The sequence below is a fragment of the Arthrobacter sp. genome (assembly GCF_031179385.1).
In the GTDB taxonomy this organism is placed as follows: Bacteria; Actinomycetota; Actinomycetes; order Actinomycetales; family Micrococcaceae; genus Arthrobacter_D.
The window spans coordinates 1-1583 of the sequence record NZ_JAPSHV010000232.1 but is presented as its reverse complement, the minus strand read 5'-3'; the positions used below and the strand labels follow the sequence as shown (position 1 = coordinate 1583).

Genomic DNA, 1583 nt, shown 5'->3' with positions numbered 1-1583 from the left:
CGTGCCGGCTGCCGTTGACTTCGGTATGGCCGTACACGTAGGCGTCGGCGCCGAGCTCCTCGACCACATCGACCTCCACGGCAAGTCCCTGGCCGTCCGCAGCCTGCTCCAGGTCCTCCGGACGCACCCCGAGCATGACGGTGCTGCCGTGCGCGGAGCCAAGCACGTCGCGCGGCACCGGATAGACCGTGCCGCCGAACTGGACACCGCCGTCGGCCACGGGCAGTTCCAGCAGATTCATGGCCGGGGAGCCGATGAAGCCGGCAACGAAAATGTTGGCTGGCGTGTCGTAGAGGTTGCGAGGGGAGTCCACCTGCTGGAGGATGCCGTCCTTGAGCACTGCGACGCGGTCGCCCATGGTCATTGCTTCGACCTGGTCGTGGGTGACGTAGACCGTGGTGACGCCCAGGCGCCGGGTCAGGGAAGCGATCTGCGTGCGGGTCTGGACCCGCAGCTTGGCATCCAGGTTGGAGAGGGGCTCGTCCATCAGGAAGACCTGCGGATTACGGACAATCGCCCGGCCCATCGCCACGCGCTGGCGCTGGCCGCCGGAGAGCGCCTTCGGCTTGCGGTCCAGGTACTCCTCGAGGTCCAGCAGCTTCGCCGCCTCGCGGACGCGCTCGGCACGCTCCTCCTTGCCGATGCCGGCGATCTTGAGCGCGAAGCCCATGTTGTCCGCCACGGACATGTGCGGGTACAGCGCGTAGTTCTGGAACACCATCGCAATGTCCCGGTCCTTGGGCGGAACGTCGGTGACGTCGCGGTCGCCGATCAGGATCCGGCCCGAATTCACATCTTCGAGGCCTGCCAGCATCCGCAGGGAGGTGGACTTTCCGCAGCCTGAGGGGCCGACGAGGACCAGGAATTCGCCGTCTGCGATTTCCAGGTCAAGCTTGTCCACTGCGGGCTTGTCTGTGCCCGGGTACAAGCGCGTAGCATTATCGAACGTTACCGTTGCCATGGTGTTTCCCTTCACGGGCAGGTACGTGCCCGACGATCCGTTGTGATGGGTTGATATTCAGTTAGGTGAGCTGACTCACGGAACCAAGTATGGCACGTGAATGCAAATTCCGAAGTGCGGCCCAATTCTTTTGGGAGACGGCTCAGCTCTGTGGGGAGGCCCGGCGCAGTTCCGCGAGAGTCTCGAGCACCCGGGCAAAGGCGTCCGGAGAGTCCACCCGGAATGCTGCTCCCGAGGTCCCGGGCCCGATCTTGACACCCAGATCCTGCGGCTGCAGGGCCTTGATGGCGTCCTCGTCCGTGACATCGTCGCCCGCAAAGAACACCGCCGTAGCCTGGGTAAAGGCGCGCAGGAGTTCCAAGCCTTGCCCTTTGTCGGAGCTCAGGACCGAGGTTTCGAGAACCCGTTTGCCGTCCGTCAGGTGCAGTCCCTCGATCGCCGACAGCTGACGGCGCGCTTCCTCGGTGGCTGCTTCGGCCACCGAATCTTCCGCGGTGCGGGTATGGAGTACGACGCCGGCCGGCTTGGCTTCCAGCCTCGTCCCCGGGTGGGCAGCGACCACCTTTTCGACCACCTCGGTGGCCTGGCGCAGCGCCAACGCCTGCGCCTCGTCCAAGGTCAG

General features: G+C 65.3%; 2 protein-coding genes. Both read right to left on the bottom strand.

Going from position 1 to position 1583, the window contains the following annotated elements:
- A partial coding sequence (locus RIF85_RS15900; protein WP_309072868.1) for a sn-glycerol-3-phosphate ABC transporter ATP-binding protein UgpC occupies positions 1 to 961 on the bottom strand: 961 nt, incomplete at its 3' end.
- Positions 962 to 1103: 142 nt separating this feature from the next.
- The coding region (locus tag RIF85_RS15895; RefSeq protein WP_309072867.1) for a trehalose-phosphatase at positions 1104 to 1583 on the bottom strand (480 nt) is incomplete at its 5' end.